Source organism: Glaciihabitans sp. dw_435 (genome assembly GCF_018449675.1).
In the GTDB taxonomy this organism is placed as follows: domain Bacteria; phylum Actinomycetota; class Actinomycetes; order Actinomycetales; family Microbacteriaceae; genus Glaciihabitans.
On sequence record NZ_JAAVUZ010000007.1, the window covers coordinates 1 to 23,445 of the forward strand.

At 66.1% G+C, this 23,445-nt stretch carries 22 protein-coding genes and 1 tRNA gene; 14 read left to right on the forward strand and 9 right to left on the reverse strand.

Going from position 1 to position 23,445, the window contains the following annotated elements:
• Positions 1–174: 174 nt before the first annotated feature.
• A complete protein-coding gene (locus HB677_RS10650) occupies positions 175–573 on the reverse strand; it encodes a DoxX family membrane protein (RefSeq protein WP_213815694.1) in 399 nt (132 codons plus the stop codon).
• A 176-nt stretch (positions 574–749) separates the two neighbouring features.
• On the opposite strand from HB677_RS10650, the gene serA reads away from it, so the two are divergent.
• A complete protein-coding gene (gene serA, locus HB677_RS10655) occupies positions 750–2,339 on the forward strand; it encodes a phosphoglycerate dehydrogenase (RefSeq protein ID WP_213815695.1) in 1,590 nt (529 codons plus the stop codon).
• Positions 2,340–2,417: 78 nt separating this feature from the next.
• Here serA and HB677_RS10660 read toward each other — a convergent pair whose 3' ends face one another.
• Positions 2,418–2,678 carry a DUF6458 family protein gene (locus tag HB677_RS10660; RefSeq protein ID WP_213815696.1) on the reverse strand — a complete coding sequence of 87 codons (261 nt, stop codon included), beginning with the start codon at positions 2,676–2,678 and terminating at the stop codon, positions 2,418–2,420.
• 67 nt (positions 2,679–2,745) lie between these two features.
• On the opposite strand from HB677_RS10660, the gene HB677_RS10665 reads away from it, so the two are divergent.
• Together HB677_RS10665 and HB677_RS10670 are read left to right on the forward strand one after the other, a co-directional pair.
• Positions 2,746–3,798: a 3-isopropylmalate dehydrogenase gene (locus HB677_RS10665; protein WP_213815697.1), complete on the forward strand. Its 1,053-nt coding sequence runs from the start codon at positions 2,746–2,748 to the stop codon at positions 3,796–3,798.
• 47 nt (positions 3,799–3,845) lie between these two features.
• The gene (locus HB677_RS10670; RefSeq protein ID WP_374193816.1) at positions 3,846–4,940 is read left to right on the forward strand and encodes a branched-chain amino acid aminotransferase; all 1,095 of its coding nucleotides are present in this window, start codon (positions 3,846–3,848) and stop codon (positions 4,938–4,940) included.
• 70 nt (positions 4,941–5,010) lie between these two features.
• Here the strand turns inward: HB677_RS10670 and HB677_RS10675 are convergent, their stop codons facing one another.
• Complete coding sequence (locus HB677_RS10675) at positions 5,011–6,021, reverse strand: aldo/keto reductase family protein (protein WP_213815699.1); 1,011 nt, start codon at positions 6,019–6,021, stop codon at positions 5,011–5,013.
• A 54-nt stretch (positions 6,022–6,075) separates the two neighbouring features.
• Between HB677_RS10675 and HB677_RS10680 the strand changes: the two genes are divergently transcribed.
• From HB677_RS10680 to HB677_RS10700, 5 genes are all read left to right on the forward strand, one after another.
• Entirely contained in the window at positions 6,076–6,840 is a 765-nt protein-coding gene (locus tag HB677_RS10680) for a fumarylacetoacetate hydrolase family protein (protein ID WP_213815700.1), read from the forward strand.
• A 3-nt stretch (positions 6,841–6,843) separates the two neighbouring features.
• Complete coding sequence (locus HB677_RS10685; protein ID WP_307852563.1) at positions 6,844–7,869, forward strand: putative sulfate exporter family transporter; 1,026 nt, start codon at positions 6,844–6,846, stop codon at positions 7,867–7,869.
• An 80-nt stretch (positions 7,870–7,949) separates the two neighbouring features.
• Entirely contained in the window at positions 7,950–8,633 is a 684-nt protein-coding gene (locus tag HB677_RS10690; RefSeq protein ID WP_213815701.1) for a DUF1963 domain-containing protein, read from the forward strand.
• A gap of 12 nt (positions 8,634–8,645) precedes the next feature.
• Positions 8,646–10,121, forward strand: coding sequence for a glutamate--tRNA ligase (gene gltX / locus HB677_RS10695; RefSeq protein ID WP_213815702.1), 1,476 nt, complete (start codon positions 8,646–8,648; stop codon positions 10,119–10,121).
• Positions 10,118–11,056 (forward strand): FAD-dependent oxidoreductase, encoded by a 939-nt coding sequence (locus HB677_RS10700; protein ID WP_213815703.1) that lies wholly within the window; start codon positions 10,118–10,120, stop codon positions 11,054–11,056. Before gltX ends, HB677_RS10700 begins: the two co-directional genes overlap by 4 nt.
• Positions 11,057–11,070: 14 nt before the next feature.
• On the opposite strand, the gene HB677_RS10705 is transcribed toward HB677_RS10700, so the two are convergent.
• Positions 11,071–11,871, reverse strand: a complete 801-nt coding sequence (locus HB677_RS10705) for a cytochrome c oxidase assembly protein (RefSeq protein ID WP_213815704.1) — start codon at positions 11,869–11,871, stop codon at positions 11,071–11,073.
• 188 nt (positions 11,872–12,059) lie between these two features.
• Positions 12,060–12,476 carry a hypothetical protein gene (locus tag HB677_RS10710; RefSeq protein WP_213815705.1) on the reverse strand — a complete coding sequence of 139 codons (417 nt, stop codon included), beginning with the start codon at positions 12,474–12,476 and terminating at the stop codon, positions 12,060–12,062.
• Positions 12,477–12,626: 150 nt separating this feature from the next.
• Between HB677_RS10710 and HB677_RS10715 the strand changes: the two genes are divergently transcribed.
• From HB677_RS10715 to HB677_RS10740, 6 genes are all read left to right on the forward strand, one after another.
• Positions 12,627–12,698, forward strand: a tRNA-Gln gene (locus tag HB677_RS10715).
• Positions 12,699–12,773: 75 nt separating this feature from the next.
• Positions 12,774–13,154, forward strand: coding sequence for a cupin domain-containing protein (locus tag HB677_RS10720; protein WP_255546538.1), 381 nt, complete (start codon positions 12,774–12,776; stop codon positions 13,152–13,154).
• A complete protein-coding gene (locus tag HB677_RS10725) occupies positions 13,151–14,560 on the forward strand; it encodes an FAD-binding oxidoreductase (RefSeq protein ID WP_213815706.1) in 1,410 nt (469 codons plus the stop codon). Before HB677_RS10720 ends, HB677_RS10725 begins: the two co-directional genes overlap by 4 nt.
• A gap of 98 nt (positions 14,561–14,658) precedes the next feature.
• On the forward strand, positions 14,659–16,056 hold the full coding sequence (locus tag HB677_RS10730; protein ID WP_213815707.1) for an NAD(P)/FAD-dependent oxidoreductase: 1,398 nt from the start codon (positions 14,659–14,661) through the stop codon (positions 16,054–16,056).
• A complete protein-coding gene (locus HB677_RS10735; protein ID WP_213815708.1) occupies positions 16,053–17,441 on the forward strand; it encodes an NAD-dependent succinate-semialdehyde dehydrogenase in 1,389 nt (462 codons plus the stop codon). The genes HB677_RS10730 and HB677_RS10735 overlap by 4 nt, the downstream gene beginning before the upstream one ends.
• 26 nt (positions 17,442–17,467) lie before the next feature.
• Complete coding sequence (locus tag HB677_RS10740; RefSeq protein ID WP_213815709.1) at positions 17,468–19,042, forward strand: gamma-glutamyltransferase family protein; 1,575 nt, start codon at positions 17,468–17,470, stop codon at positions 19,040–19,042.
• A gap of 21 nt (positions 19,043–19,063) precedes the next feature.
• Here HB677_RS10740 and HB677_RS10745 read toward each other — a convergent pair whose 3' ends face one another.
• From HB677_RS10745 to HB677_RS10760, 4 genes are read right to left on the reverse strand one after another with little or no spacing between them, the layout of a single operon-like run.
• Positions 19,064–20,458, reverse strand: a complete 1,395-nt coding sequence (locus tag HB677_RS10745) for an FAD-binding oxidoreductase (protein ID WP_213815710.1) — start codon at positions 20,456–20,458, stop codon at positions 19,064–19,066.
• Positions 20,455–21,333, reverse strand: a complete 879-nt coding sequence (locus HB677_RS10750) for an ABC transporter permease (protein WP_213815711.1) — start codon at positions 21,331–21,333, stop codon at positions 20,455–20,457. Before HB677_RS10750 ends, HB677_RS10745 begins: the two co-directional genes overlap by 4 nt.
• Complete coding sequence (locus HB677_RS10755) at positions 21,330–22,286, reverse strand: ABC transporter permease (protein WP_213815712.1); 957 nt, start codon at positions 22,284–22,286, stop codon at positions 21,330–21,332. Before HB677_RS10755 ends, HB677_RS10750 begins: the two co-directional genes overlap by 4 nt.
• The gene (locus tag HB677_RS10760) at positions 22,283–23,425 is read right to left on the reverse strand and encodes a PotD/PotF family extracellular solute-binding protein (protein ID WP_213815713.1); all 1,143 of its coding nucleotides are present in this window, start codon (positions 23,423–23,425) and stop codon (positions 22,283–22,285) included. The genes HB677_RS10755 and HB677_RS10760 overlap by 4 nt, the downstream gene beginning before the upstream one ends.
• Positions 23,426–23,445 lie beyond the last annotated feature (20 nt).

A 23,445-nucleotide genomic window follows, 5' to 3' on the forward strand; every position in this document is an offset into this window, starting at 1 on the left:
CTTGGCCGCACTCGCCCGTGTTGCGGATGTCGAGCGCACCGAGGCGCCGAACTCGCCCGGGATGTCGTGTTGTGGCGGGCAGATCGCGCCGAATTGACCCGTTTTGGTGCGCGGCGGCCGGGAGCTCTGCCGGACTCGCCCGTTTTGGTGTCAGACGAGCGACGCGGCCTGTAGTCAGACGACCGACGCGAGGAGCACGAGAGCGATGATCACCAGCTGCCCGGCATAGCGCGGCCAGAACGGAATGGCGGCGGCGCCGAACTTCTCCGGGTGCTGCGCGGCATACGTGTTGGCGGGAAATACCGCGACGCGAAACAGCACGAGCGCGATGCCCGCGGCGAACCGCGTGGCCGGAACGAGCAGCCCGATTCCCCCGGCGATTTCGCACAGTCCCGTGAATCTCACGAGAAAACGCGGGCTCGGGATGCCCCTGCGCCGCAGTGTTGGCGGAATCATGGCGGCCATCCCGCGCGCCGGTTTCGGCAGGAAGTGTGCGATCCCCATGAACACGAATACCGCGGCGAGGGCGGCGCGGAGGCACCAGAGAGTTAGCTGCAGCGCCGGGTCATCCATCCGTCTATATTGCGGCCTAAGTCGATGCCTGTGCTTGCGCCACTGGCGCGCCAACTAAACTCTCAGGGGTTGCGGCGAGCACCATCCCCGCCTGCCGCACCAACCTCTGAGACCCCAAGCCTCTGAGTCGCTCTATCCTCCAAGTCGCAACACCCCTCCAAGTAAGGACTCGATTCGTGGCCAAGCCGGTCGTCTTGATTGCCGAAGAACTTTCACCCGCTACCGTCGAGGCCCTCGGCCCCGACTTTGATGTTCGCTCCGTGGACGGCACCGACCGTCCCGCGCTGCTGGCGGCACTAGCCGATGCCAGCGCCATCCTCATCCGCTCCGCGACCCAGGTCGACGCCGAGGCAATCGCCGCCGCGCCCGCCCTGAAGGTCATCGCCCGCGCGGGCGTCGGACTGGACAACGTCGACATCAAGTCGGCGACCACCGCCGGCGTCATGGTGGTCAACGCACCGACGTCGAACATCATCTCGGCCGCCGAGCTGACCGTCGGGCACATCATCAGCCTCTCCCGGTTCATCCCGGCCGCCCACGCGAGCCTCGCCGCGGGAACCTGGAAGCGCTCCAAGTTCACCGGTACCGAGCTGTACGAAAAGACCGTCGGCATCATCGGCCTTGGCCGTATCGGTGCCCTCATCACCGCCCGCCTGCAGGCGTTCGGCATGAACATCGTGGCGTTCGACCCCTACGTGACCGCCGCCCGCGCGCAACAGCTCGGCGTCACGCTGCTGAGCCTCGAGGAGCTGCTCGCGCAGTCCGACTTCATCACCATCCACATGCCGAAGACGCCGGAAACGACGGGCATGATCTCCACCGATCAGTTCGCCCTCATGAAGCCGACCGCGTTCATCGTCAACGTCGCTCGCGGCGGACTGATCGACGAGGATGCACTGTACGCAGCGCTCAAGTCCAACCGCATCGCCGGCGCCGGTCTCGACGTGTTCGTGTCGGAGCCGCCCCTGGAGTCACCGCTGCTCGGTCTCGACAACATCATCCTCACCCCGCACCTCGGTGCATCCACCGATGAGGCCCAGGAGAAGGCGGGTGTCTCCGTCGCGAAGTCGGTGCGTCTCGCCCTCGGCGGAGAGCTCGTTCCCGACGCGGTCAACGTGGCCGGCGGCGTCATCGCTCCCGAGGTGCGCCCGGGCATTCCGCTCATGGAGAAGCTCGGCCAGGTCTTCTCCGGTCTCGCCGGCAGCCCGCTCACCAGCGTGGATGTCGTCATCAGCGGCGAGATCTCCGAACTCGACGTCAGCGTGCTGAAGCTCGCCGCCCTCAAGGGCATCTTCTCCAACATCGTCAGCGAGTCGGTCAGCTACGTGAACGCGCCGCTGCTCGCCGAGCAGCGCGGTGTCGTCGTGCGCCTGATCACCGAGTCGGAGAGCGAGGAGTACCGCAACCTGCTCACGATCCGTGGCGCGCTCAGCGACGGCTCGCAGATCTCCGTCTCCGGAACCCTGACGGGTACCAAGCAGACCGAGAAGATCGTCGCCATCAACGGATACGACGTCGAGGTGCCGATCCCCAAGCACCTCATCGTGATGGTCTACACGGACCGCCCCGGGATCGTCGCCGTCTACGGCAAGGAGTTCGGCGAGGCATCCATCAACATCGCCGGCATGCAGATCGCCCGTCACGCCGCCGGCGGACAGGCACTCAGTGTGCTGACGGTGGACTCGCCCGTTCCCGAGGGGCTCCTCGAGACCGTTCGTGTCGCCATCGACGCGACCCTCATGCGCGAGATCGACATCACCGACTAGAGCACCCGCGAACCACGAAGGGCCCGGACGCGATGCGTCCGGGCCCTTCGTCATTCACGCCGCGAGGGCGACTGGTTGTTAGAGGGTCTGGTCGGGGGTGGTGGAGGTGCTGCGCTGCGTGACGGCTTCTCCGCTGCCCGCGTCGACGCCCGAACGAACCGTGGTGGTCGACGAACGCTTGCGGAGCATGAAGATGAGACCGATCACGAAGACGATCACACCGGCACCCATCAGGAGTGCACCCACGAGGTCCAGGTCGATCCAGCTGACCTGCACATTGATGGCAAACGCGAGAACCGCGCCTACAACGAACAAGAAAATTCCGGTTCCAATACTCATGAGGCCTCATCCTATTCGGACCCTGAGGCCGGATAGAGGGTTGACCGGCGGGCACTAATGTGAATGCATGCCAAAGACACTGAGCCTTGCGGTCATTCCCGGCGACGGAATCGGACCAGAGGTCATCACCGAAGCGGTGCGGGTTCTGCACGCAGCTGCCCCCGCCGACGTCACCTTCGAGACCACCGAATACCCCTTTGGTGCCGGGCACTTTCTCGCCACCGGCAACATCCTCAGCGACGACGACATCGTCTCCCTCAGCGGGCACGATGCGATCCTCCTCGGTGCCGTCGGGGGAGATCCCCGGGACCCGCGCCTGAAGGGCGGGATCGTCGAGCGCGGACTGCTGCTCAAGCTGCGGTTCGCTCTCGACCACTACGTCAACCTGCGTCCGACCAGCCTGTTTCCCGGTGTTGCCTCGCCGCTGGCCAATCCGGGCGCCGTCGACTTCGTTGTCGTCCGCGAGGGAACCGAGGGACCCTACGTCGGCAACGGCGGAGCCATCCGGGTGGGAACCCCGCACGAAATCGCGAACGAGGTCTCGGTCAACACCGCCCACGGCGTCGAGCGTCTCGTGCGGTTCGGCTTCGAGACGGCGAGCAAGCGCGGCAAGAAGCTCACCCTCGTGCACAAGACGAACGTGCTGGTCTTTGCCGGCAGCCTCTGGCAGCGCACTGTGGATGCGGTCGCGACCGAATACCCCGATGTCACCGTGGATTACCTCCACATCGATGCCGCAACTATCTTCATGGTCACCAATCCCGGTAGATTTGACACCATCGTCACGGACAACCTCTTTGGCGACATCATCACCGATCTTGCGGCCGCTATCAGCGGGGGCATCGGTTTGGCAGCCTCGGGCAACATCAATCCGGACGGCGCCTTTCCCAGCATGTTCGAGCCGGTCCACGGATCCGCGCCCGACATCGCCGGTCAACACACAGCAGACCCGACGGCGGCGATCCTTTCGGTCGCACTCCTGTTGGACCACCTGGGATATCCGGATGCCTCGGCCCGCGTCAGCGCGGCCGTGACCGCCGATCTCTCGGCCCGTGGTTCGCAGAGCCGGCCGACCCCGGCCATCGGCGACGCCATCCTGGCGCAACTGAGCGCACAATAGACATACTTCTCGACGAAAGACACGACCCCATGACGATTCAGCTGCAGATGGCCCAGCGCGACCTCACCTTCATGGTGATGAAGTCCGTAAACCCCAAGTCCGACGAGGAGCGCGCGGAGATTCTCGCCGCTCCCGGCTTTGGCAATTTCTTCACCGACCACATGGTCGACATTTGCTGGTCGGAGAAGGGCGGATGGCACCGTCCCCGCGTCCAGCCGTACGGACCCATCGCTCTCGACCCCGCGGCCGCCGTGCTGCACTACGGCCAGGAGATCTTTGAGGGCCTGAAGGCGTACCGCCACGCCGACGGCTCCATCTGGTCGTTCCGCCCGGAGGCCAACGCCAAGCGGATGCAGCGTTCTGCCGTGCGCCTCGCCCTGCCGGAGCTTCCCACCGAGTACTTCATCGAGTCGATCAAGCAGCTCATCGCTGTGGACGGCGCATGGGTGCCCGACGGCGGCGAGACCAGCCTCTACCTGCGTCCGTTCATGTTCGCGAAGGAGGCGTTCCTCGGGGTGCGTCCCGCCGCGAAGGTGAACTACTACGTGATCGCCAGCCCCTCCGGCGCCTACTTCACCGGCGGCGTCGCCCCCGTGTCCATCTGGCTGTCGACCAAGTACGCCCGTGCGGGCAAGGGCGGAACCGGCGCCGCCAAGACCGGCGGTAACTACGCCTCGTCGCTCATCGCCCAGGCGGAGGCCTACGAGCACGGCTGCGACCAGGTGCTCTTCCTCGACGCACTCGAGGGCAAGTACCTCGAGGAGCTCGGCGGAATGAACATCGTGCTCGTCTACAAGGACGGCACGCTCGTCACCCCCGAGTCCGACAGCATCCTCGAGGGCATCACGCGCGACTCGGTGCTGGAGCTTGCCGCGGACCGCGGCCACACGGTGGAGCGCCGTCGCGTCACCATCGACGAGTGGCGTGAGGGCGTGGCATCCGGCGACATCGTCGAGGCGTTCGCCTGCGGTACCGCCGCGTCCATCACCCCGATCGGCCTGCTCAAGGGCGAAGACTTCGAGATTGGATCAGCGGATGCCCCGGCCGGCGAGCTCACGATGTCGCTGCGCAAGGAACTGATCGACATCCAGTACGGTCGCGGCGAAGACCGTCACGGCTGGATGATGCGCCTCGACGCGTAAGCACCCGCCACACAAACGAGAACGCCCGGCCCCCGCGAGGGGACCGGGCGTTTCGTGGTTTGTCGAGGGATTAGACGACGCGGGTCTTCGGCGCGTTCGCCGCCGTCTGGGCGGCATCGCGCTCGGCGACGTCGCCGATTGCCTCGTCGATTGCTTCCATCGTGCGCTCGGACAGGCGCACGCCGGCGGCCTTCACGTTTTCGGCCACCTGCTCCGGACGCGACGCGCCGATGATGGCGGAGGCGACGTTGTCGTTCTGCAGCACCCACGCGACGGCGAGCTGCGCCATGGTGAGGCCGTTTGCCTCGGCGATCGGGACGAGCTTCTGCACACCGGTGAGCACGGCGGGGCGCAGCCACGACTGGATCGAGTTGGCACCGCCGGCGACATCGGTCGCGCGCGTGCCCGAGGGAAGCTCGGCGCCCGGCTTGTACTTGCCGGTGAGCACACCCTGGGCGACGGGCGACCAGACGATCTGCGAGATGCCGAGTTCGCGCGACACGGGAACGACGCCGTCCTCGATGACACGCCAGAGGGCCGAGTACTGCGGCTGGTTCGAGATGAGCTGGAAGCCGAGCTGCTTGGAGAGGGCGTGCCCGGCGCGCAGCTGGTCGGCCGTCCACTCGGAGACACCGATGTAGAGAGCCTTGCCCTGACGCACCACGTCGGCGAAGGCCTGCATGGTCTCTTCGAGCGGCGTCTCGGTGTCGAACCGGTGTGCCTGGTACAGGTCGAGGTAGTCGGTGCCGAGGCGCTTCAGCGACGCGTTCACGGACTCCATGATGTGCTTGCGCGACAGCCCGGTGTCGTTCGGGCCCATCGGGCCGGTCGGCCAGTAGACCTTCGTGAAGATCTCCAGCGACTCGCGCCGCTGCCCCTTGAGGGCGGTGCCGAGCACGGTCTCCGCCGCCGTGTTGGCGTACGTGTCGGCCGTGTCGAAAGAGGTGATTCCGGCGTCGAGAGCTGCATGCACGCACTGGGTGGCGATGTCATTTTCGACCTGTGAGCCGTGCGTCAGCCAGTTGCCGTAGGTGATCGCCGAAACCTTGAGTCCGCTTTTTCCGAGATATCGATGTTCCATGGCCCCACGCTAGTCGCGCGCGGTGAATTCCACCCCGCGACTAGGCTCACAGGCGTGAAGATTGCACGATTTACCACAGACGGTAACCCCCAGTTCGGCATCATCGACGGCGACGAGATCGTCGTCCTGCAGGGCGATCCGATGTTCGTCGGGTACGACACGACGGAGGAGAGGGTGCCGCTCGCCTCGGTGAAGCTGCTGGCTCCGGTCATCCCACGCTCCAAAATCGTCTGCGTCGGCATGAACTACGGCGAGCACAAGGCGGACATGGATGTCGCGGGGCCCGACACCCCCCTGCTGTTCCTGAAGCCCAACACCGCGATCGTCGGCCCGGGGGATGCGATCCAGATTCCGCCCGTCGAGGGGCGGATCGTGCACGAGGGGGAACTGGCCATCGTCATCGGCCGGGTCGCCAAGCAGATCAAGGCCGAGAACTACGCGGACTACGTGTTCGGGTACACGATCGCGAACGACGTCACCGCGCGCGACGTCATGCTCTCCGACGGCCAGTGGGCGCGGGCGAAGGGGTATGACACGTTCTGCCCGATCGGACCGGTCATCGAGACCGAGCTGGACCCGTCGGCGCTCGAGATCCAGACCTACGTCGACGGGGAACCCCGCAGGCACGGCAACACCCGCGACATGATCCACAGCGTCGCCGAGATCGTCGCCTTCGCCTCGGATGTCTGGACGCTGCTGCCCGGCGACATCATTCTCACCGGAACGCCCGCCGGTCTCGGGGGATTCGTCGACGGCCAGACCGTCGACATCGACATCGAGGGCATCGGGCGCCTCAGCAACCCCGCACGCAACCGCTGACCCGTGGTGGGTGACGCCGGGCGGGTGCCCGTCCCCGTGCGGGCGCTGCCGGGGCCGGCCTGGCTGCCGGGGCTCCTGCTCGCGCTCGTGGGCGCCGCCGCGGGCTGGGGTCTGCACGCGCTGCTGCCGGGCCTGCCGTGGTTGACGGCGGCGCTCATCCTCGGCGTGATCGCCGGGTGCGTGCCATCCGCCCGTCCCGCCCTCGATGGGGTGCTGAAGCCGGGCCTTGCGATCGCCTCCCGCCGGCTGCTGCGCCTGGGCATTGTCGTGCTGGGATTGAAGCTCAGCCTCGACGCGATCGCCGCGCTCGGCTGGGTAGCGATCGTCGCAATCGTGCTGCTGGTGCTCGCGAGCTTCGGGATCACCTGGCTCGTGGCGCGCGCGTTCCGGCTCGAAGGCGACCAGCCGTTCCTCCTCGCTGCCGGCTTCGCCATTTGCGGTGTCTCCGCCGTCGGTGCGATGAGCGCGGCCCGCGGCTCGGACGCGAAGGACACGGCGACACCCATCACCTTGGTGACGCTCTACGGCACGCTTGCCATCGTCGTGCTGCCGTTCCTCTCGGGCCTGCTGGGCCTGGACAGCCTCGACTTCGGTCGGTGGACAGGCGCGAGCGTGCACGACGTCGGTCAGGTCGTTGCCACGGCGCAGACGGCGGGAGCAGCCGCCCTCGCCGCCGCGGTCGTCGTCAAGCTCACCCGGGTGCTGATGCTCGCGCCCATGGTCGCCGTCACCTCCATCGTCACCCGGCACCGGGGAACTGCCACCGGCACGCAGCCGGCAATCGTTCCCCTGTTCATCGTGGGCTTCGTCGCGATGGTGCTGGTGCGCACGTTCCTCACGATTCCGCCCGGCGTGCTCTCGATCGCTGATACGGTGCAGTCGCTGCTTCTCGCCGCCGCCCTGTTCGGCATCGGTGCGTCGCTGCGGCTCGAGACGCTCGCCCGTTCCGGTGTACGCGCCATCGGTGCCGGTCTCGTATCGTGGATCGTCATCCTCGGCCTGGCGCTCACCCTCGTCGAGCTGACCTGACGCGCGGCCGCGCCGCACCCACACTTGTCCAGCCCCACCGCACAACCCTCACAGCTCCAACTCGAAAGGCTCCCAGTTCCATGGTGAACAGAATCAACTTCTCGTTCGAAGAGACGGCGACCGACATCACGGAGCCCGTCACCAAGTTCGGCGGCCAGCCCGTCTGGATCGACGGCGCACAGTGGCCCATCAGCCGAAGCCTCGGCACTCCCATGCGGTTCATTGGCCAGATCGCGATCGACGAGTCGGTCGTGCCCGGCGCCGGCGGCAAGATGGCCTACCTCTTCATGACCGAGGACGACGACAACTTCGCGGATGACACGTGGGTGCCCGATGCCGGAGAAAACGCCCTCATCATCCAGCCGAACGGCACGCCCGAGGTCGAGGTGCGCAATCTCACCACCGGCCCCACCGCCCGCAAGTTCGAAGAGGTGCAGGGAAAGTCCAAGCTGCAGCCGCGCGAGGTCATCTACGGGGTGCACACGGCTCCCGGCATCGATCCCGAGTTCATCGACGAGGAGGCCTCGGAGGAGATGACGGATGACGCGTGGTCGCTGCACGCCGCGGCGCTCGCCGGCAACAAGATCGGGGGCACCCCCGGGTTCCTCCAGTTCGACGAGTTCCCCGACGAGGAGACCGACTGGACCCTGTTGCTCCAGCTGGACGAGACCGAGACGCCGTTCTACCTCAACTTCGGGGGATCTGGCTGTGGGTACGCGTTTGTGAACCCCGGGGCATCCGTCGGCAAATTCCTCTGGCAATAGGATTAGGGCGATATGTCTGCCACTTTCACCACCGCATCCGGTGCCGATGTCCGCGTGCGGTTTTGCCCGTCGCCGACCGGCACGCCCCACGTGGGTCTCATCCGCACAGCCCTGTTCAACTGGGCGTACGCGAGGCACACGGGCGGCAAGCTCATCTTCCGCATCGAGGACACCGATGCGGCGCGCGACTCGGAGGAGAGCTACCTCCAGCTGCTCGACGCGCTGCGCTGGCTGAAGATCGACTGGGACGAGGGCATCGACGTCGGGGGACCGCACGGGCCCTACCGCCAGTCGCAGCGGTCGGACATCTACCTCGAGATCATCGAGCGTCTGAAGACCTCCGGCCACCTCTACGAGAGCTACGCCACCGGCGAAGAGATCGAGGCGCGCAACATCGCCGCCGGCCGCGACCCCAAGCAGGGCTACGACAACTTCGAGCGTGACCTCACGGCCGAGCAGATCGCCGCGTTTAAGGCGGAGGGACGCCAGCCCGCGCTGCGCCTGCGCGTGCCGGACACCGACCTGAGCTTCGACGACCTCGTGCGCGGGGAAATCACCTTCCCGGCCGGGTCCTTCACCGACTTCGTGGTCGTGCGCCCCAACGGCGCCCCGCTGTACACGTTCGTGAACCCCGTCGACGACGCGCTCATGGGCATCACGCACGTGCTGCGCGGCGAGGACCTGCTGTCGTCCACTCCCCGCCAGATCGCGCTGTACACCGCGCTGATCGAGATCGGTGTCGCTAGCGCGATCCCGCGTTTCGGCCACCTGCCCTACGTCATGGGCGAGGGCAACAAGAAGCTCAGCAAGCGCGACCCCGAAGCTAACCTCTTCCACCACCGCGACCGCGGGTTCATTCCCGAGGGCCTGATCAACTACCTGGCGCTGCTCGGCTGGTCACTTAGCCACGACCGTGACGTGTTCTCCATCGACGAGATGGTGGCCGCGTTCGACGTCGTCGACGTGAACCCCAACCCGGCCCGCTTCGACGTGAAGAAGGCCGAGTCGATCAACGGCGACCACATCCGGTTGCTCTCGGTCGAGGATCTCGCCTCGCGCCTGATTCCGTACCTCGACGGCATCGTGACGACAGCGGCCGACGAGGAGATGCTTCTCGCGGCCACACCGCTGGTGCAGGAGCGGATGCAACTCCTCGGCGAAGCGCCCGGACTTCTTGCCTTCCTCTTCACGGCGGACGAGGACCTCGTCTACGAGGCCGACGCGCTGCCCAAGCCCGACGCGGTGCCCGTGCTCGAGGCATCCATCACCGCCCTTGCCAACCTCACCGAGTGGGCGCACGAGTCCATCGAGGCAGCGCTTCGCGTCGCCCTGATCGACGGGCTCGGCCTCAAGCCGCGCATCGCGTTCGGACCGCTGCGCGCCGGCATCTCCGGTCGTCGCATCAGCCCGCCGCTGTTCGAATCGATGGAGCTGCTCGGCCAGGCCTCGACACTGGCGAGGCTTGAGCGGCTGAAGTCGCAGCTGTGAGCGAGGTCGGTGCGTCGGTAGCGGGTGCGGAAGCGGATGACCCGTCCGCCGCGACCCGCGACGTCATCGTCATCGGGGCCGGCCCCGCCGGGCTCTCCGCGGCGCTCAACCTCGTGCGCGCCCGCCGCACCACGCTGGTGCTGGACAGCAACCGACCCCGCAACGCCGCCACCCTCGCCTCCCACGGATTCCTCTCGCGGGACGGCGTCTCGCCGCTCGAGCTCCGCAGCCTCGGCCGGGACGAACTTGCCGCCTACCCCGAGTCCGAGTTCCGCCGCACGGTCGTCTCCTCGATCGAGCGCGACGGTGACAGCTTCGTCGTGACCGACAAGTCCGGCTCGACGCACGCCCGCACGGTGCTGATCACCACGGGGCTGACGGAGACGTTCCCCGCGCTGCCCAGCATCCGCACCTTCTACGGCACGAGCATCCACAGCTGCGTGGCCTGTGACGCCTACGAATACTCCGACAAGCCCATCGCGCTGCTGGGGGAAACGAACGACCTCGCGGCCCGCGCGCGCCACCTCTCCCAGTGGAGCCGGGACCTCATCGTCTTCACCAACGGCGTCGGCATCGTCAGCGACGACGACGAGGCGATGCTCGCGCGCCGGGGCATCCGTGTCGACCGTCGACCGGTAGCGGATGTCGCGGGGGACCGCACCGGTGTCACCGGCGTCACCCTGGCCGATGGCGAGACAGTTCCCCGTGTCGCCGTGTTCGTGCGCCCCCTCTGGACCCCCAACCTCGGCTACGCGGATCAGCTCGGTCTCGCCCAGGACGACCAGGGCCTTCTCGTGGTCGACGCGGACGGACGCACCAGCGTTCCCGGCGTCTATGCCGCGGGGGACTCCACCCCGCCGGGCCCCCAGCAGCTCATCGTCGCGGCCGGCGCGGGAGCCCGCACCGCCGCGGCAATCACGCTCGACCTGCTGTAGCGTCCGACGGGGCGCTAGCGCCGCAGGTGCTCCGCGGTCAGGGCCGCCATCTCGTCGTCGCTGAGCTCATCGAAGTCGGTTGCCTCGTGCTTGTCCACGCGCGACCAGCGGATGAACAGGAAGATCAGCACCGGGACATCCGCCGCCTCGGCAATGAACCACAAAAAGTCACCCGACAGATGCTGATCGTGCAGCGCGCTGGGGAACCAGGTGGGCAGCGATCCCATAACCGCCGGCACATGGTCGAGGACACCGTCGTTCAGGCGCAGGAGAATCGCGGGAATGGCGTCGAGCAGCAGCTCGAGGAACAGCAGCATGAACTCCGCCGTGATGAACATGCTCGTGCGGTGGGTGGTCTGCTCGGCGATCGGCAGCACCATCAGCAACCCGATCAAAGGCACCAGTACGGTCACGACTGCCTCGCCCGTGCCGTTCTCGCGCAGCGCGCCCGACAGCGGAGTCAGGAAGAACGAGAAGGCCACAAGCGCCAGCAGCGGCGCGAAGATCGTGTTGCCGACCAGTCGCACAGGCCAGGACGCGAGAACACGCTCGGTGACCCGGGCGGGCAATCCGGACAGACCGATGCGCGCCAGCGCCACCGGTTTGCCCAGGGAGATCAGCGCCGGGACGGCGAACAGCAGCACCGCGATCTTCGTCGTGAATGCCCAGCGCAGCTCGACCGTGTACACGCTGAGGAACCCGAATGACACAAACGCGTACGAGCCGAGTCCAAGGACGTAGAAGGCGGTGGATGTCCCGCGCTTCCAGTGCACCCCGGCACGGGCCGCCGACCGTATTCCGAGGGCGTAGAGCACCCCGGCCAGCACGATGACGCAGGCGGCCGTGGGGTCGAAGCTCCACGTCGTGAGAAAAGTGGTGAGAGGGGGCGTGGGGTTCTCCGATCAGCGGTCCCCGAGCATTATGCGCCCGTGCCGCTGCGCGTTTGCCTGCACCCCGTGTCGGGCGGTGCCGCGAGTGGCGCCGCGCAGCGGGATTCCCGCGGTCAGGAGGCGACGCGCTCCGTGAGGTATGCCGCGAGCTCGCGTGCCTCGGCTGCGAGGATCGTCCAGTCCGGGTCATCCGGTTCATCCTGCTGATCGTCTTCGACGGGCTCGGCCGCGATCTGCTCGCTGACCTCGGCGTCTTCTTCGACGGCCTCGATGACGAAGGCCCACTCGTCGGCGGTGAGACGGATCAGCGAGCGCTGGCCCTCGGCGGGCCAGTTCTCGAGCTCGGTCTCTTCGGTGGGCCAGTCGGGAATCTGCTCGAGTCCCTTCACACGAATCTCTTCGCAGATCGCGACGGTCTCCTCGTCGTCATCTTCCGCCGCGATCGAGGCGACGTTGTCGATGACGGCGTCGATGAGGAGCCAGTTCTCGGTGGGCAGATCGATCTCGATGATCGTGGTGTTCTCGTCCATGAGGCGAGCCTATCGGCGCCTGTCACGCGGGGTGAAGCCGACGTCGACGGCGTCCCGACCTCGCGTGCCGCGCCCGGGGAGCACCTCATTTTGGTACCAGCGCCCGAGGTGCGTTAGAGTAACGAGTCGGCCCCGCTACGGTGAGGCCTATGGGGTATGGTGTAATTGGCAACACGGAAGATTCTGATTCTTTTGTTCTTGGTTCGAGTCCAGGTACCCCAGCAAGTGCGCCCCTGATTTCCTCTGGAAGTCGGGGGTATTTTTCTGTCGATGTGCGGTCACCGCTAAGTTCGTGGCATGACCCAAGACCTTCAGGCCAACGCCGTGCTCGACGCCCGCTCCATGCGGCTAGGTCCGCTGCTGCTGGATCCGTCCGACGTGGCCGGGGGCACACCGGTCGCCTCGATCGGCGAGGTGGTCGACGTCGCGGGGGTTGGCGTCGGAGTCTGGGAGCTGACGCCCGGTGTCGTCACCGACACGGAGACCGACGAGGTATTTGTCGTTCTGAGTGGAACGGCGGTCGTCGAATTTCTCGACGAACCCGATAAGGCACTGCGCCTGGATCCCGGCACGATCGGACGGCTCAGCGCGGGGACGCGCACTCGGTGGACCGTCACCGAGACGCTGCGCAAGGTGTACATCACGCTTCCCGGCGAGGCAGTCGGGGTCGTTTCATGACGATCGAACCCGCCTACGGCCATACGCTCCGTCATCCGCGAGCGGAACTCGTCGCGTCCCTTGCGGGTGCATCCACGGTCCCGTTCTGGTTGGACCGCACCAGCCCTGATGTTCTGCCACGCCTGGCAGGTGACACTCGCGCCGATCTCGTCGTGGTCGGGGGCGGTTTCTGCGGGTTGTGGACTGCCCTGATGGCAAAGGAGCGAGACCCGAACCGGGATGTCGTGCTGGTCGAAGGAAAACGGATTGCCTGGGCGGCGTCCGGCCGAAACGGGGGCTTCGTGGAGGCGTCACTGACTCATGGCGAGGACAACGGGCAACGCCATTTCGCCGATGAGCTCGAGGCCATTGAGGCGCTCGCCGCCGACAATTTCGCGGCGCTCAGGGAAACGCTGATTCGCTACGGCATCGACGCGGAGTGGGAAGAACAGGGCGCACTCACGGTGGCAACCGAGCCGCACCAGGTAGAGGATCTTCGGGCGGCGGGGGAGAACCTGCTTGAGGGCGAATCCCTGCGCACGGTGACGAAGTCACCGGTCGTTCGCGCGGCGGTACTGCATCACGACGGGATGGCGCTGGTGCACCCCGTCAAACTCGCCCGGGGCCTGTTGGAGGTATGTGTCCGGCTGGGAGTGCGAGTGTTAGAGAAGACGCCGGTCTCCCGGATCTCCGATAATGGGGACGGTGTGTCCGTCGTGACCCGGGACGGAGTCATCCGCTCCCGCCAGGTCGCGCTGGCGACCAATGGATTTCCCTCGATGCTCAAACGCAACGCTTTGCGCACAGTTCCGATCTACGATTACGTGCTCGTCACGGAGCCGCTCTCGGCGGCGCAGCTGGACGACATCGGCTGGGTTGACCGGTACGGAATCAGCGACTCGTCGCGCCAGTTCCACTACTACCGCAAGACCGCCGACGACCGCATCCTCTGGGGTGGCTACGACGCTGTGTATCACCGCGGACGGAAGATTCTGCCGGAGTATGACCAGCGGCCGGAGACGTTCGAACGGCTCGCGGATCACTTCTTCACGACCTATCCCACACTGCGCGGCACGAAGTTCAGCCACGCGTGGGGCGGAATGATCGACATGTCGACGAAGTTTGTGTCGTTCCAGGGGCTGGCTCGTGGTGGCAAGGTCGCCTACAGCGCCGGCTACACGGGCCTGGGAGTCGGCGCTACCCGGTTTGGTGCAGCGGTCATGCTCGACCTGTTGTCCGGAGAGTCAACGCCCCGGACGCGCCTGCGGTTTCCGACGACGAAGCCGTTTCCCGTGCCGCCGGAACCCGTTGCGTTCCCGGCCATTCAGACGATGCGCGCGGCAGTGGCACGCTCGGATGCAAACGGTGGAAAGGACGGACCCCTCATCCGCGGAATGGAACTGTTTGGAATTGGATTCGATTCTTGAGCTGAGGCAAGGGGTTTGAGAGTTAGAGAAGCGAAAACCTCCGTTTTCTGCGATCCTAGGTGAGGAAATACACCGCTGCTGGTCCCATTAGCTTCGAAATGAGTCGTTCCATGCACCTCAATCGCGACGTAGTCATCATCGGGGCCGGCGTCACGGGCCTCACCGCGGCGACACGGTTGCGCGCCGCCGGTCTGTCCGTGGTTGTGCTCGAAGCGCGGGACCGCGTCGGGGGGCGGCTGTGGACCGACCACGTTGAGGGGCAGCTGTTCGAACTCGGCGGCCAGTGGGTGTCGCCCGACCAGACGGCACTTCTCGAAACGCTGGACGAGCTCGGACTGGCGACCTACTCGCGGTACCGCGATGGCGAGAACCTCTACTTTGGTGCCGATGGCGCCACGCACCGCTATACCGGCGACATCTTCCCGGCCAGCGCCGAAACCCAGGCCGAGCTCGAGCGCCTGATCGCCCTTCTCGACACGCTCGTTGCCGAGATCGATCCGGCCGAGCCATGGGCACATCCCCGGGCGGCAGAGTTTGACCATGTGAGCTTCCGGCAGTGGCTTGGACAGCAGACGTCCGACGACGAGGCGATCGCGAACATCGCACTGTTCGTTGCCGACGCGATGCTCACCAAACCGGCACACTCGTTCTCCCTGCTGCAAGCGCTCTACATCGCGGCCAGCGCCGGTAGCTACAGCAACCTCGTCGACGCCGACTTCATCCTCGACAAGCGGGTCGTGAGTGGCTTACAACAGGTACCGTTGCTGCTCGCGGAAGCACTGGGTGACGACGTGCTGCTCGACACTCCCGCGACATCCATCCGCTGGACGGAAGACGGCGTGACCGTGTCCGCGGGCGACGGAATTACGGTGGAGGCGCGCTACGCGATCGTGGCTGTGCCGCCGAACCTGCACTCGCGCCTCGAGTACGTGCCGGCATTGCCGCCCCTGCGCCAGCAACTGCAACAGCACCAGTCCCTCGGGCTCGTTATCAAGGTTCACGCGACCTACGAGACCCCGTTCTGGCGCGCCGATGGACTGTCGGGCACCGCCTTCAGCCCGTATCAGCTGGTGCACGAGGCGTACGACAACTCCAACTTCGGCGAAGCCCGGGGGACGCTCGTCGGATTTGTGTCTGACGAGAAGGCCGACGCGCTGCTGCGGCTGACCCCCCAGGAGCGTAAGGAACGCATTCTCGCCTCCCTTGCCGCGTACTACGGGCCGACAGCGCTGAATCCGGCCGTGTATTACGAGAGCGACTGGGCATCGGAATACTGGACCCAGGGCGCCTACGCCGCAAGCTTCGACCTGGGCGGCCTCACCCGGTATGGCGCCCTCCAACTCGAACCGGTCGGGCCGATCCGTTTTGGTTCGAGCGATGTCGCGGCCGAGGGATACCAGCACGTCGACGGTGGCATCCGCGTTGGTCGTCGAATGGCGGCCGAAATTCTTGAGCAACAACCATCCATCCAGCACACCCAGGGAGCAACGGCATGAGTCATTACGCAGTCATCAATCCGGCCACGGGCGCAACCATCCGCGAGTACGCGACCATCTCCGACGAGGACCTCACCGCAGCGATTGGATCGGCCCACGACGCGTACGCGACCTGGTCTCGCACGGCCGGGGTGGATGCCCGGGCGGCACTCATTGGACGCGTCGCGGAGCTGCACACCGAGCGTCGCGATGCACTTGCAGAGATCATCGTGCGCGAGATGGGTAAGCCGCTCGAACAGGCGCTGGGAGAAGTCGACTTCGCTGCGGCGATCTACCAGTACTACGCGGACAACGGTGCCGCTTTTCTCGCCGACGAGAAGATCGAGCTGAGCGACGGGACAGGGTCGGCGTTCGTACGTCGCTCGGGCCTCGGGGTGCTGCTCGGCATCATGCCGTGGAACTTCCCCTACTACCAGGTGGCGCGATTCGCCGGTCCCAACATCGTGGTGGGCAACACGATCCTCCTGAAGCATGCGCCGCAATGTCCCGAATCGGCCGCAGCCATCGCCGACATCTTCGATGTGGCAATCTCCGAGTCGGGTGCACACACCGGCGTCTACGTGAACATTTACGCCGACAACGACCAGATCGCCACGGTGATCGCCGATCCTCGTGTACAGGGCGTGTCGGTGACGGGGTCTGAGCGCGCAGGAGCCGCGGTCGCCAAACTCGCCGGGCAGTACCTCAAGAAGGTGGTACTTGAGCTCGGCGGTTCCGACCCGTTCGTCCTGCTTTCGACCGACGACCTGGACGCGGCCGTGCAGGACGCGGTAAACGCCCGACTCGACAACAACGGCCAGTCCTGCAACGCCGCCAAGCGTTTCATTGTGATCGATGACCTATACGACGATTTCGCGGCGAAGTTCACCGAGGTCTTCACCGCTGCCCAGCCAGCCGATCCGTTTGCCGATGGAACGCTGCTCGGCCCTCTTTCTTCCGCGGCGGCAGCGGAGCGTCTCGACGAGCAACTGGGACGGGCCATCTCGCAGGGCGCCACCGTGCTGGCAAGCGGCGACCGGGTAGGAAACTTCTTCCCACCCGCCGTGATCGCGGATGTAACGGCAGACATGGATGCCTATCGCGAAGAGTTCTTCGGTCCCGTTGCCGCGCTGTACCGCGTGACCTCGGAGGACGAGGCGGTGCGCATCGCAAACGACACCCCGTTCGGACTCGGCTCGTATGTCTACACGACCGATGAAGAACAGGCGCTCCGCGTCGCTGACCAGATGGATGCCGGCATGGTCTGGATCAATCTCGTTCTCGGCGACGCGGCCGAACTGCCGTTCGGGGGAGTGAAGCGGTCGGGTTCCGGTCGGGAGATGGGCAGGTATGCGCTCGAAGAATTCGCCAACAAGAAGCTGATCCGGATTGCCGGAGGGGCGTAAGCGGGTGAGCGTGCCCGCGCGGAAGGATGAGTAGCCGCCAGCTGCCGCGGACGTTTGGCGGTGCGGTCGCGACACCGCACGTGCTGGCAACGGATGCCGCAGAGGCGGTGCTCGCGGAGGGCGGCTCCGCGATCGATGCCGCCATTGCCGCCGCCGCAGTGCTGACAGTGGTGTACCCACATAATGTCGCGCTCGGCGGAGACCTCATCGCCCTCGTGCGAACACCGGACGGCGTGGTGCGGTGCGTCAATGCATCCGGACGCGCGCCACAGGCACAGACCGGTGAACGCCTGCGGGCCGTCCACGGGAGCCGACTTCCCGCCCGTGGTGTTGACACCGTCACCATTCCCGGCGGCGTGCGCGGGTGGGACGTCCTTCACGGACTCGGCGGGCAACTGCCGTGGTCACACTGCTTCGATGCGGCGGTGGTGCACGCCGACGAGGGCGTGCCGGTTGCCCGCGATCTTGCGCGCAACATCGCGGAAGCCCATGGCCTTCTGGCGTCGGACCCCGGTGCCGGTGCCCTGTTCGTCCCCGGCGGTCGACCGTTGGGTCTCGGCGACGCCCTTAGGCAACCTCGTCTCGCCGAAACGTTCCGTCGGTTGCAGCGGCACGGAGCCGAGGACTTCTACACCGGAGACATCGCCGCCCAGCTCGTTGCCGGCCTCCGGGCGCACGCGTCGGTCGCTACGCTTGCCGACTTTGCGCGCCAGGACGCGCAGGTCGAGGAGCCCATCAGTGGCACGTTCGGACGATTCGGCGTGCACACGAGTGGTCCCAACACCCAGGGCTTCATGGTGCTGCGGGCGCTCGCCGCACTCGAGGGGACTCCGATCGCGGATCCGCTGGGCGCCGGGCTTGGCGAGCTGATGAGCATCTTCCGCGACGCCAACGCCCTGCGGGACGAGCTCCTCGCCGATCCAGAATTCGCTGCCGTCGACCTCGCCCGGTTGCTCGATCCACGGTCGGAGCTGTCCCGTTCGACCGCGTCTCTGGCGCGCCCCGGCGTGCCGCGCGCGGCCGGTGACACGGTGGGAATATCGGTTCTCGACGCGGACGGCATGGCGGTCTCGCTTATCCAGAGCGTGTACTGGGCCTTCGGATCGGGCGTACTCGAACCGAACACGGGAGTGTTGTTCCACAACCGTGGCACGTCGTTTTCTCTGGATCCGGCATCCCCTAACGTCATCGAGCCGGGCAAACGGCCCCGGCATACCCTCATGCCGCTCATCGTCACCGAGGGAGAGGACCTCCGGTTGGTGCTCGCTGCCCAGGGTGGGCAAGGGCAGCCCCAGGTGCACACGCAACTGCTCCTGCGCCTGTGGGACGGAGCAGACGTCTCCGCCGCCGTTGACGCGCCGCGCGCCATTGTGGGTGTCAGTGATGACGGCGAGAGTGCGGACACGGTCTTCGCCGAGGCATCCGTCGCTCAGACGTCCCTGACAAGCATCAGCAAACAGGGGATGCCCGTGCGTTCGGTGCCAGACCTCGGTGACCTTGTCGGCCAGGCGAATGCCATCGCCGTGGGAATCGACGGCGTGACCGCCGCGAGCGACCCCCGGGCGGATGGCTCGGCGGTCGTGCTCTCGCGCGGGGAGTAGGTACCTCCGGCCGCTGTACCGCTAGTGTCCCCGGCCCGACACGATGTCGGCCATGGTGGCGATCGGGGAGGTGGTGCTCCGTTTGCTCGCTTCCGCCCGGTCCGCCGCGGAGTATGCGGCGTAGAGCGCCTTCACGGCGATGTAGCGAAGTGGTTCGGGTTCCCATTTTCGCACGCGGTGATTGACCCAGGGGAGTTCGGTGAGCTCGCTGGGGGTGCCGAGGATGAGGTCGCGAAGGGTGCGCCCGGCGAGGTTCGTTGACGTCACGCCGGTACCGACATAGCCGCCGGCCCAGGCCAGTCCGGTGTCTGGGTCGAGGCCCACGGTGGCGGACCAGTCGCGGGGCACGCCGAGCACACCGGACCAGACGTGTTCGATCGCCGCGGATTCCGTGGCGGGAAAGAAGCGCGTCAGGATGTCCCGCAGGAGGCCCACCGTGCGTGGGTCGGTCGCGCCATCGTTGTCGGTGCCCGAACCGTAGCGATAGGGAACGCCGCGACCGCCAATCGCGATGCGATCATCAGCGGTGCGCTGGGCGTACATGTAGGCGTGCGCCTGATCGCCCAGAGTCTCGTACCCGTTCCAGCCGATCTGATCCCAGGTGTCGGAGGGGAGCGGCTCGGTGACGATGAGGGACGAGTTCATGGGCAGCCAGGTGCGACCAAGACCCTTGAGCTGCGCGGTGAAGCCTTCGGTGGCGCGCACAATCGTGTCGGCCGTGACGGTGCCGAACCCGGTGACTGCTTCGTGCGGCCGGATCTCGGTGACCCGGGTGTCCTCGTAGATTTCGACGCCGAGCGCCTCGACCACCCGGGCCAGTCCCGCTGCAAGCTTGGCCGGGTGGATGCGGGCGCAGTGCGGGTGCCACATGGCGCCCGTCGTGCCGTGCACATTGATACGGGAGGTGGCCTCGGCCGCGCTGAGCAACTCGACATCGGTCATCGACCACTCGGCGGCTTCGGCGACGGCGCCCAGCAGGCGTGACTGCTGCGCGGGACTTGTCGCGACGGTGAACTCACCGCCCTTGACGATGTCGCAGTCGATGCCCTCGAGCGCGGCCACCCTGATGACCTCGTCAACGGTGTCGTTCATTGCCGTCTGCTGGCGGCCCACCGCATCCCTGCCGTGCGAGGCGAGATAGGACCCGCGTCCACCGGTGATCTCGTTGGTGAGCCATCCACCATTGCGTCCCGAGGCGCCGAACCCGGCGAAGCGCTGCTCGAGGATCACGATGCGCAGGTGCGGGGCCACCTTCTTGAGGTAGTAGGCGGTCCAGAGGCCCGTGTAACCGGCACCGACGATGCACACGTCGGCACTCGTGGAGCCGGGAAGCGGCGCCCGGTCGGGGGAGCGTCCGAGGTCGTTCCACCAGAACGAGACGCCGCCGTTCACCGGTTCCGGATACGGGGCGTTCATCGGCCCACCATCGTTCCGGCGAGGCCCGCTGCCCCGCTGCCGGATCCGCCCGGATCCCGGCGCAACACGAGGGCCACGACTCCGAGCACGATCAGGGTCAGCACGAGCATGAGTGTAGACATGGCGGCGATCTCTGGCCGCAGCGACGCTTTCAGCGAGGCGAAGATGTAGACGGGCCAGGGCGTGGAACCTGCCACGGACACGAACGAGGAGACGACGGTGTTGTCGAGACTGAGCGTGAATGCGAGCAGGGCACCGGAGATGACCGCCGGTCGGATCAGCGGAAGCGTGATGTCGACGAATCGCCGGAACGGTGAGGCATACAGATCGGCTGCCGCCTCTTCGAGGGACTCGTTCATTCCCGTCATCCTCGCGCGCACGATGAAGGTAACGACTGCACTCGAAAACAGTGAGTTGGCGATGATGAGACGCACCTGTCCGATGTTGAATCCCGTCAGCCCCCAGTCGACGCCGAGGGTGACGAACCAGGGCAGCAGCGAGATCGCACTCACGATCTCCGGGGTGACCATCACGAGACCGAGCAGCACGAGAAGTCCGGGCGTCCACCAGCCAGCACGGCGGGCGAGGGCGATACCTGCGAACGTGCCCAGCACCGTGGACACCACCGCGACCCCGGCGGCTGTTATCAGCGACACCGAGATCGAGTTGGTAATGGCGGGGTTGGCGAGCGCGTCGAGGTAGGGCTGGATGCCGAAGCCCTCGAACGCCTGCAGGGTGCGCCCCGTGTTGAACGAGAAGATGACGATGACGACGATCGGGAAGAACAGGAATGCGAGGCCAAGAACACCCCAGATGGACAGCAGAGCGTCGATGGGAGACTTTCGGCGTCGGCGACCGATGCGGGGCGTGGTCATAACGGTTCCTTCGGTGACAGCGTGAGGGAGGTTGCGGCCGTGGTGATCCGGCCGACGAGCTTCAGGAGGCCGCCCACGACCGCGCTTGTGCCGAAGATCGCGAACATCAGCAGCACGGCCATTGCCGCCCCCAGCGCCCAGTTCTGGGCGCTCTGGAACTGCCCGGCCACCATCTGGCCGACCATGCTTCCCTTGGCTCCGCCCAGCACGGTGGGGGTGATGTAGTCACCCATCAGCGGGACGAAAACGAGGAGAAGGCCCGCCGTCACGCCCGGGGACGTCAGGGGAACGGTGACCCGCCAGAACGTGCTCCATGCCGTGCCGCCCAGGTCGCGGCTCGCTTCGAGCAGCCTGGGATCCAGGCGCTCCAGTGCGACGTACAGGGGCAGGATCATCAGGGGAAGGTAGTTGTAGACGACACCGAGCTGCACAGCACCGGAGGTGTACAGGACCTTCAGCGGGGTGTCGATGATGTGCGCGCTCTGCAGCACATTCGATACGAAACCATCGGGGCTGAGCGAGATCTGCCACCCGATGGTGCGCACGAGAAAGTTCGTCCAGTAGGGGATCAACACGAGCGCGAGGACCACCCCACGCCAGCGGGCCGCGAGCTTCACGGCCATCCAGTACGCCATCGGGAACGCGATCACCAGACAGAGGATCGTGCCGATGACGGAGATGTTCAGCGTCCGCCCGAAGATCGCGAAGAACGCGGGAGACGCAGCCTCCACGTAGCGGTCGAAGGAGAGCACATCGTTGTCGTGAGTGGTGTAGATATCGGGCTTGTAGCCGAAGCTGTACCAGACGACCAGGCCGAACGGCAGGATGAAGAACAGCAGGATCCACAGGCCGATCGGGAGGGCGCCGATCCCTCGCGGCACCCGGAGCCACCGCCGAGAGGCGGGCGGCGGAGCGATCGGCACCTCCGCCGCCGGCGCCTCGATCGTGGTCATGCGCCCGCCGCAGCCTTGAGCTCGTCGTAAATGCTGATGATCGTGCCATCCATGGAGGTCATCTGGCTGTAGACCAGTTTTGACATGATCTCGTCACTGATGAAGATCAGGTCCGTGCGCTCGACGCCGGCGGCGGTCGCTGCGGCCTCGATGCCCTCAATGCCCGTGTTGTATCCCACGTAGGTGAGCTCCTTGAGCGAGACGGTGGGATCGAGCACATAGTTGATGAACTGGTAAGCGGCATCCTCGTGCGGGGCTCCCTTGACGATCGCCCAGTTGTCCTGCCAGAGGTTCGCACCTTCGGTGGGCCACACCCACTTGTACCGGTCGGGTTCCTTGTTGGTGAGCAGGCCGAGTCGGGCGTCACCGTTCCAGCAGTGGATCAGGGCACGCGCCGACGTCGAAATTGAGGCGTTGGTGGATGACTCGAACGTCTGAACGTGAGGCGCGATCTTGGCAAGAACAAACTTGCGGTACGCCTCGACGTCGGCCTTGTTCGTCGTGTTGGGATCGATGCCATTGGCGTAGAAGTAGGTGAAGGCCACCTCGCCCTGGTCCTCCAGAAGGGAGAAGCTTCCCGAGGCTTCGTTTTGTGCGGCATCAAGGAAGTCGGCCCACGACGTCAGTTCCCGCTTGATCACGGTGGTGTCGTAGACGTAGCCGGTCGATCCCCAGTCCTTGCACACCGAGTACTTGTTGCCCGGGTCGAAGGGGGTGTCGACAACGCCGGCGTTCAGGTTCTTCATATTCGGGAGCTTGGTGAGGTCGAGCTCCGTGAGCAAACCCGCGGTCGCCATTTGTTTGACGGACGAATGGGTGGGAACACAGATGTCGTAGCCGGTCGTACCCTTCGCGGCGCTGAGCTTGGAAATCATCTCGGCGTTGGAGCCATAGGAGTCGAGGGTGATAGTCGGTCCCTTCGACTTGGTGTAGGCCGAGAGCACCTTGGGATCGTCGTACTCGCCCCAGGTGTAGATGTTGAGCGCACCACCCGCCGAGCCGCCGCCGCCAGGGCTGGCGCAGGCAGCGAGGAAGGCGGCAATGCCGACGGCGGCCGCTCCGCCAAGCACCGTGCGCCGGGAGAGGGAGTTCTTAAGGGCTTCCGGAAGGAGAATGCGGATGTTCTGTGGCTGGTCCATTGCTTCACTTTCGAATCGGG